At 32.3% G+C, this 8338-nt stretch carries 4 protein-coding genes; 2 read left to right on the top strand and 2 right to left on the bottom strand.

Annotation, left to right across the window (positions count from 1 at the left end; genetic code table 11):
• Both Q4487_RS09770 and Q4487_RS09765 read right to left on the bottom strand, forming a co-directional pair.
• Nucleotides 1–5183, bottom strand: a 5183-nt coding sequence (locus Q4487_RS09770; protein WP_303571884.1) for a DUF11 domain-containing protein, incomplete at its 3' end; no start/stop codon positions are given.
• A gap of 363 nt (nucleotides 5184–5546) precedes the next feature.
• Nucleotides 5547–5738: a twin-arginine translocase TatA/TatE family subunit gene (locus Q4487_RS09765; protein WP_013620918.1), complete on the bottom strand. Its 192-nt coding sequence runs from the start codon at nucleotides 5736–5738 to the stop codon at nucleotides 5547–5549.
• 177 nt (nucleotides 5739–5915) lie between these two features.
• Here Q4487_RS09765 and Q4487_RS09760 point away from each other — a divergent pair, with 177 nt between their 5' ends.
• Together Q4487_RS09760 and Q4487_RS09755 are read left to right on the top strand one after the other, a co-directional pair.
• The gene (locus tag Q4487_RS09760) at nucleotides 5916–6785 is read left to right on the top strand and encodes a M23 family metallopeptidase (protein WP_100894374.1); all 870 of its coding nucleotides are present in this window, start codon (nucleotides 5916–5918) and stop codon (nucleotides 6783–6785) included.
• Nucleotides 6786–6792: 7 nt separating this feature from the next.
• Nucleotides 6793–8292, top strand: a complete 1500-nt coding sequence (locus tag Q4487_RS09755) for a GH3 auxin-responsive promoter family protein (protein ID WP_303539640.1) — start codon at nucleotides 6793–6795, stop codon at nucleotides 8290–8292.
• Nucleotides 8293–8338: the final 46 nt, after the last annotated feature.

The following is an 8338-nucleotide window of genomic DNA, read 5'->3' as shown; positions in this document are numbered from 1 at the left end:
GCAGAAGAAGTAGTTACTTCAATTTCAAAACTAATAACCTCTCCAACAATAGCATTAGGGTTAGAGCTAGCAGATAGTCTTTTAACCATACTAATATCAGACGATTGTAAAGAGACTGAAACTACAGCTTCATCATCTTCTAGAGAATCTATACCATCAAAATTATTAGGAGTAGAATCAGGATCTATTTGGTCTACTTGCGTAATTTCTGCAATATTAGTATACTCATCTGCTATACCACTTGGGTTATTAATAGTAGCCGTGTAACTAAATGTAGTAGTGTTTAAATCTTCTAAGTCAAAATTAGGCCAAGTAATTGTATTTCCTGTTAATACTCCTCCGTTAGTAGCACTAACAAAAGTGTAACCAGGAGCTAGTACATTTTGTAATTGAATATTTGTAGCGTCTATAGCTCCTAAATTTTCAATATCAATTGAGAAAATAATAGTATCTGATGGATTAGCAGAACTAACATTAGATGTCATATCTATTTCTAAATCAGAATAATTATTAGATGGTGCACTAGTCATACTAAGTAATAACTCTGTACAAAAACAATTAGAGTTACTTGGTGAAAACTCTACAACTATATTGCTATTTGCACCACAAAATTCTGTTGTTCTAAATTCTATATTTTCTTCTATAGAGCCACCAGAAGGAATTGCTTGAGAAAGAAATCCGGTATAAATAGAATTTCCTGTTTTTACACCAGATGCGTCTGCACAATATACATTGTAATTAATTCCGCTAGATAAATCTTCTGTACCTGTGTTTTCTAAACCAATAATTATATTGTAATAAGTATCTGTGCTTGTTATAACGTAACTAGCAGTAGGAGTATATGATGAAGTTTCTAAGAATCCTTTAGTAACTTGAACTGTAGTGCTAGTATTACCAGTAATTACTTCTGTATCACCACAAGAAACACCAGAACAAGATAAGCCAGATACAGTAACATAAGTGCTTAAATCAATATCATAATTACCTTCACATATAAAGCCTGTACTTTGGATGTTAAAATTATATGCAATAACATCAGTATCACTAGCGCCTTGTGGCAAAGCAATAGTTATTTCTTCTTGGTCGTTAACAAGTGTTTTAGAAATAAAGGTTACACTTACAGATCCTGTAGAGTTTAAAGAACCATCTACATAAGTTATACCAGCAGGCAAAATTACTTTAATAAAATCGGAATTCCCCGTTACACCTCCTGTTATATATGTTTCTGCAGATACTGTTTCTATTTCGCAACCATTAAAACTCGGAGAGTTTAAAATAGTTGTATTAGTACTGTAAGGAGGTTCTGCTCCTGTAATTATTATTGGTTCTGCAGCAATTCTACTATTACTACCATTAGCCATACCGCCGTAAGGACTGTTACCTGTAACTATATAAGTAGTACCAGTGTTTGATACGTAATTACATTGCGGACTTAAATTTAGTCTAATTATAGCTATTTGTTCATCTAAACTATTAGAATTTAGTGAGCCTAGCAAGCCATTATTTGCAGATATAAGAGTGTGATCTAGTAAATTTATAGAAACATTGTTACCAACAATAGTAGGTGTTATGGTTTGTATATTTCCAGAGTTTTGAGGATATTCTATAGTAATAGAATTAATTGTAATGGCACTTACATCTCCAGGAATATCAAAATTTATTATTGGATCAATTAAGTCTGCTTCTCCAGCATTTCTAGATTCTAATATAACTTCATAAGCTTCACAAGTACCAACTGTGCTAGTAGGTTGCTGTAAAATTTGTAACTGAATAGCAGCGTCTACAGGTGTTAAGGTTAATATTTCTTCATTAAAATAAGTTGTAGCATCGTAATTGGTAGGGTAATCTATACAGTCATAGTTATGAGAAACTCTAATTTCCTTATCAGAGCTTCCAGTATAAGTACCTTCAAACCTAATGTTTTTGCATGTAACGTTACCTTCTTCTATAGTTCCAAATTCTATATAAGTAACTTGGTTAGAAGTTGTAAAGTTTAAGGGTGTTTCTGTACCACCATCTACTAAATAGGCGTTGCTAATGGTAAAGTCTAAACCAGTGTCTACTCTTAACCAGTTATTGTTTGTTTCTTCAAAATCATGTTTACATATTTCAATTTCAAAACTTTCAATTAAAGAGTTACCAACAAGTATTGAGTTGTCAGATCTTATTTCGTAATCTGGTGTAAGGTATGTAAAATTTTTAGTGTCACTTGTTGTTATCTCTTCTGGAAAATCAGAATGAGCAAATTCATCGTAAGTGTAACTAACTGTAAAAGGATTGGATCCGTGTGCAGAATTTGTTCCTGAAATATTTACTAGAAGCTCTGAGTAATCTCGAGCTCCTTGATCGTTATGTTTAAAGTTAGGCCCTGGTGTTATAGTAAGTATATTACCAGATAAAGAAAAATCAAATCCGCCATTTGAACCTGTAGGGTATTCATTACTAGGATCTATTCTTGCAAAAAAAGAACTTAGAACTTGAGAGTTAAAATGCATACCATCAGGTATTTGTACTGTTGCAGATTTAAAAAGCCATGTTGGCCTAAATTCATTAGGAAACTTATCGCTTAAATTAGAAAAATGAACAATACTAGCTGTAAGGTTTACATTAGAGCACCCATCAACAGTTCTATCTTTAGTTCTTGCATATATGTTATCTTGAAAAAAGAAAGCCGTTTCATTAAAAACTTCACAACCAATTTCTGTAGAAGTAGCATCTAAACTGTAAAATCTACCTTGAAAATTATTAAAATTATACAGTCTTGCTTTTTGAGGGAATTCATCTTTAAATCTAAAATGTAGCTCTACAGATATTTCATCTTCTTCAAAACCTTGACCGTATATATAGGTAGGTGAAATTAATGTTTTATAGCTAGATAAATCTACTGTTACAAAATGGTTGTTTGTTCCTTGTTTGGTTATAGTTGGAGCTACGGTTAAAGGAAACGTTTGAGGAGTACCGGTTGATATATCGTTAATAGTAATTGTTCCGTTTTCATAGGTAATAATATCATCCATATTAACACCATTTTCTGTAACATAACGCATCTCAAAATAAAGATTATCGCGTTCATCGTTTACCATTTTAGCTTCACTAGTAACTACCATTTGATCTTTAGGCATATAGTAATTAGTAGCGTGCGTATTTGGGTCTAAAGTTACTCTAGTAGACATACTTGCATCTGTAAAACCAGCAGTTTCTCTGTTTGCATTAAAACTGGTTGTTGTTGGTCCTACGCAACCACTATTAGAACAGTGTGTTACAGCTTCAAAAGAACCACAATGTAAGCTTGTTGTGTAGCAGCTACTTTCATAAGAAGATGTAAAAGGTAATTGTATATTAGAAGGACCAGTATATACACTACAATCTATAGTTATTGCAAACTCTACAGGTATTACTAGTTCCTTAGAGTTTATCATAAAATCTGCTAAGTTGGTTTCTCTAAATGTTATTATATTGCCTGTTTGCGTATATCTACTATCTGCACTAACATCTAATGTAATACCTGTTGGTACTTCTAGTGTTGCCAAGTAGCTGGTGTTTACATTGTTTGTGAACATTTCTACACCATTACATGTTGGAGCTTCTTCACTAGCTACAAAATTTCCTGTAAAGCCAACTCTAAAGACAGACCCTTCAATCATATCTAGATCATAACTTTCTGATGACCCATAGTTATATAAACTTTCTCTTTCTATATACTGAGAATCCATATTTTCTCTAGAAGACATTGTATCACTACCACAAGATGTTACAGACCAAGTATCTATATGTAAATCTATATCGTTTACATATATAGAAAACCCTTCATTACAAGTTGGATCATTGGGATCCATCTCCATATCAACGTTAATTTCTGTAGATTCACCTGCTGGTAAATCATCATAATACCCATCACCATCTAAATCATCTAAACCTCCAGGTCCGTCTGGATCTGTTGTTAGATAGTTTGATGCAATGTGGTGAGAACCTAAGCCAGATCCGCCAGGAATAGTAGAAGGCCAACGTTGAGGATTAATTTGGCTGCCTCCGGTAAATCTAAAGTTAGACAATATTCTATTTGTGTTATTATCATCACCAGACATTGGGTTAAAACCAACAGTAGAAAACCTATCGTCGTCTGTAAAACCAATATTTATATTAACATTATAAGACGGTGTACTGCTACTAGTATTACTAACAGAATATGTATAGGTAACTGGAGCATCCCATCTTGGTCTTGGGTTATTTACTTCTTGTAAAGTTAAGTTTGTAAATTCTTCAATATATACTACAGAGCCAGGAATTGTAGCTCCAATTTGGCAATAAGTTCCGTTTGTACACCCCCATCTAGGGCTATGCCTTGAGTATTGATTTGCTTGGCAACTGGCTAATTCTAGATATTCTTGTAGTATTATTGTTTCGTTATCAAATTTGTTATCTCCATTACCTACCTGACCAGCAAAAGGAGCATCATTTAAATTAATTAGATAAGTATAGTTGTTTCCAGAAATAGTTGTTGGGTTTAATAAAGTACCATTATAAGATAATGTATAAGTACTTATAAGTTCATCAGATATTGTAACAACATGTTCAAAAGACTCTATACTTCCGTTACCAGAATTAGTAATTTGTATAGGCCTTGTAGTAGATTCTCCTACATACAAGTTTTCTGTAGCAATGTTTTCTACTGCTAAATAAGCTCTTTGTAATGAGTAAGAGTTTATGGTTAAATCGTTATCTGTATCAGATTCTGCGGTAGAACCATCTATATAGGTTATAGTGTGCGAATCTTTAAACAATCCTCCACTATAAGATAACTGTACAGCATCGCAACTAGCCGTTTTTTCAAAATCAAACTCTACAAAATCAAGAGCTTGCCAGTTTGCATTACTAGGTTTCTCTATACTAAAGGTAGGACTATTAAGATTGCTTATATCAAATTCAGAGATTGTAAATCCGCCAGATCCAGTTTGGTTGGTTATTAATAAACTACCAGGCTTGTAGGTAATGCCATCGGGTAGGTCAAATGAAATTTTGAAGGTATTTAAGGTCGATTGTTTTGCATATACACCAACGGTTGTTCTACCGTCATTGTTTCCTCCACAGGGACCCATATCTGTAGAGCTTAAGTCTATTCTATAATTACTATTGTTTATTTGAGCATTTACTACCGTTGTTGATAATGCTAAAATAAATAACATTGTTAGATAAGTTAAAAATAGTCTTGAAACTTTTTTCGATACAAGATTTTGCATAGGTGTGATAAGTTATAGTTAAAAACTTCATTAGTAATACACTTCATTTTAATTAATATTTTGGGGTTGCCACAAAACTATTGTAAGGGTTTGTGGTTAAGCATAATATGTTGTAACTGACTGATTAAATGTAGTTAAACGTTATTTTTATGTTGTATGGCTATTTTTTTTAGGTGCTAAAAAATAAAGGAAGTTCTGTTAAAAGCACTTTTCATCGACGAAATACACTACCCTTAAAGGTTTAAAATGTTATTAAAAACAAAAAACCCCGCACAAAGTGCAGGGTTCTAAAATAAAGTATATGGTAACTTATTTTTTCTCTTCTAGCTTGTCATTAGAATCATCGTCTTTAGATGCATCTTTAAATTCCTTAATTCCGCTTCCTAAACCACGCATTAATTCAGGTATTTTTTTACCTCCAAAAAGTAATAAAACCGCAACAACTATAAGTGCTATAGATGCACCACCTGGTATGGCTAACATAATATTTGATGAAATCATAATAATAAATTTTGAATAACAAAGGTAATAAAAAGTAACTATAACAATGTTAATATTAGTAATAGAATTACTTTTTGTGTTTATACAGAATGTTTTAGGGCTATTTAACTTAATTTTGATACTTAGAACCCTTTTTTTGTTAGGGTAATAAAATTCTAAAGTTTATATTTGTTTGTTATGGCAAAGGATAATAAAAAAAGAAAGGAGATTAAACGTAAGCTTTTAAATAAGTATCGTTTGGTTATTCTTAACGAAGATACTTTTGAAGAAAAAATATCCTTTAAGCTTAGTAGGCTTAATGTTTTTGTTTTAGGGTGGATTTCTACTTTTGTATTAATTGCTTTAACAACTGTACTTATAGCTTTTACTCCGTTGAGAGAATATATACCAGGTTACTCTTCTACTAAATTAAAAAAACAAGCTACAGAATTAACATATAAAACAGACTCGCTAGTAAATGTTTTAAATTATACCAATAAGTATTTATCTAACATACGTATGGTTTTAAGCGGTGATGTTGCCAATAATAAAATGAATAGGGACTCGCTTTTTGAGCAAGTAAAAATAGATCCTAGCACAGTAGATCTTAGTCCTATTAAAGAAGACCTAAATTTAAGAGCACAAGTTGCTTTAGAAGATAAATACAATTTATTTGGTAATACAAAAACAGAATCTTCTTTGGTATTATTTTCACCTGTAAGTGGAACAATTTCTCAGGGGTATGATAAGGATAAAAAACACTTTGCGGTAGATGTTGTTGCACCAAAAGACAGTCCTATAAAATCTGTTGCACAAGGAACCGTGATATTTGCAGATTGGACTACAGAAACAGGTTACGTAATAATTATAGAGCATAAAGACAATCTTTTGTCTGTTTACAAACACAATAGCGCTTTACATAAAACTCAGGGAGAAATTGTAAAAGCAGGTGAAGTTATTGCAACCATAGGTAATACAGGAGAATTAACCACTGGGCCACATTTGCATTTTGAATTGTGGAGCAATGGTACCTCTGTGAATCCTACTAATTATATAGATTTTAAATAATTAAGTTATGTCTTTAAAATCTTTTGCAGCAAAAATTTTTGCTAAAAAAATAGTAGCTAAAAACGCTAAGTGGATTTCTAACCCTGTAGAAACTCAAGAGCAAGTGTTTAAGCAGTTAATACAAAAGGCTTCCAATACTAAGTTTGGTAAAGACCATAATTTTAAGTCTATTAAAACACATAAAGACTTTGTTAAAAATGTTCCTGTAAGAGATTATGAGGCATTAAAAAACTATGTTGACGAGGTTGTGGCTGGTAATGCAGATGTACTTTGGCCTGGCAAACCTGCGTATTTTGCAAAAACATCTGGGACTACATCAGGAGCAAAATATATACCTATAACAAAAGAATCTATTAAATACCAGATTGAAGCATCTAGAGATGCTATTTTAAGTTATATTCATGAAACAGGCGAAGCAGATTTTGTTGATGGTAGAATGATATTTTTACAGGGAAGCCCTATTTTACAAGAGAAAAATGGAGTAAAACTAGGTCGTTTATCAGGTATTTCTGCGCATTATGTGCCAAAGTATTTGCAGCGTAACAGACTGCCAAGTTGGGATACCAATTGTATTGAAGATTGGGAAACCAAAGTAAATAAAATTGTAGAGGAAACTAAAGATGAAAATATGAGCGTAATTGCTGGTATACCATCTTGGGTGCAAATGTATTTTGAAAAATTACAAGCGGATACAGGTAAAAAGGTGGGCGACTTGTTTAATGGTTTTCAGCTTTTTATTTATGGTGGTGTAAACTATGAACCTTACCGTGCAAAATTTGAGAATTTAATTGGTCGTAAGGTAGATAGTATTGAGCTTTTTCCTGCAAGTGAAGGCTTTTTTGCATACCAGAATTCTCAGCAAGAAAACGGAATGCTATTACTTTTAAATTCAGGCATATTTTATGAGTTTATAAAGGCTGATGATTTTTATGAAGATGATGCAGAACGCATCACACTAAAAGACATAGAAATAGGAGTAAATTATGTAATGATTATTTCTACAAATGCCGGTTTATGGGGGTATAACCTAGGAGATACCGTTCAGTTTATTTCTACAAAACCTTATAAAGTAATTGTTTCAGGAAGAATAAAACATTTTATATCTGCCTTTGGTGAACACGTTATAGCTAAAGAAGTAGAACAGGCAATGCAAACAGCAATTAAAGCAACCGATGCCAGAATTAATGAGTTTACAGTTGCGCCACAAACAATTACAAGTGATAATGAGTTGCCTTACCATGAGTGGTTTGTAGAGTTTGAAAAAGAGCCAAGTGATATGAGTTTGTTTATTGAAATAATAGATGAATCTTTACAAAAACAGAATAGTTATTATTTTGATCTAATTGACGGAAAGGTGCTGCAAACCTTAAAAATAGCAAAAGTGCAGAAAGACGGATTTAAAAATTATATGGTAAGTATTGGTAAGTTTGGAGGTCAAAATAAAGTACAACGTTTGTCTAACGATAGAAAATTGGCTGAAGGATTGAAAGAATTTACTGTAAACTAACGTATCTACCTTAACAATATAGTGTTAATTTATGTAGATTTGCAAT

It is taken from the genome of Cellulophaga sp. 3_MG-2023, assembly GCF_030546975.1.
Classification (GTDB): Bacteria; Bacteroidota; Bacteroidia; order Flavobacteriales; family Flavobacteriaceae; genus Cellulophaga.
This window is presented reverse-complemented; position numbering and strand designations above follow the sequence as displayed.